Genomic DNA, 851 nt, shown 5'->3' with positions numbered 1-851 from the left:
TCGTAACCCGAAGAGCAACAAATTAAAGGAACGAAGTTCCAGTTCGAAAAGAAAACTTAAGCGCCGAACTAAAACCTGATAACCATATCAAAAAAAACCGCTCAAACGAGCGGCTTTAAAACGGAACTAAACCAACAAACCAGTAATCAGTGTCCTGATATCGTCCAGTTCGTGTACGTTTCCATGTCGGTCCAATACAGCTCGCCAATTGACACACCAGTGTCCCCAAACGATAACGCGCCAATTTCACGGTCACCTTTGAAGATGGTATTCATTGCAACGCCGTCAAGACCAATATCATTGGCCATAGCTACTGGATTAGCATAAGCCGACCCACCGGCAGCAGCGGCTAAACCTGCGGCATCAAAGCCCGCCGTATTTCTTACAGCAAAGATCTGACGCTTGGACTGCGCGAAACCGAAGGCAAAGTTACCATCCAAGTCCGTCACATCGCCACGCACGTTGTTAATCTTCATGTTATCGACCTTAACACCAGAAAGACCATCCCAGTTATCGATGTAAACATCAAGATCCGTCACATTAAAATACGTATTCCAGTTAATCTTCGAATCTGCCGCGCCAATTGTTGGCGTTGCTGTACCTGTTCCGAAACCATTACCATTGTTTTCGATATGGATGTCCACCGGCCCAAGATAACCATTGATGGATAGATCGGAGATCAACACTGTTGTTCCAGTATCACCATCGGGATCAACCCCATTCGAAGTGTGACCCGTAAAGCTATCACCAATCGAATCACCCGCAGCAAACGTTGAAGCAGCTAGACCAACAGCATCAATGCTAAAGTTGAAATCTTTCCCTTTCGTCCAGCCATTACCGAACAGATCATC

Annotated in this window: 1 protein-coding gene; it reads right to left on the bottom strand. The window is 46.1% G+C overall.

What is annotated here, in order from left to right; genetic code table 11:
* Positions 1 to 146 precede the first annotated feature (146 nt).
* Positions 147 to 851, bottom strand: a 705-nt coding sequence (locus tag A3751_RS22980; RefSeq protein WP_197466413.1) for a hypothetical protein, incomplete at its 5' end; no start/stop codon positions are given.

The sequence above is a fragment of the Oleiphilus sp. HI0080 genome, assembly GCF_001635135.1.
This window is presented reverse-complemented; position numbering and strand designations above follow the sequence as displayed.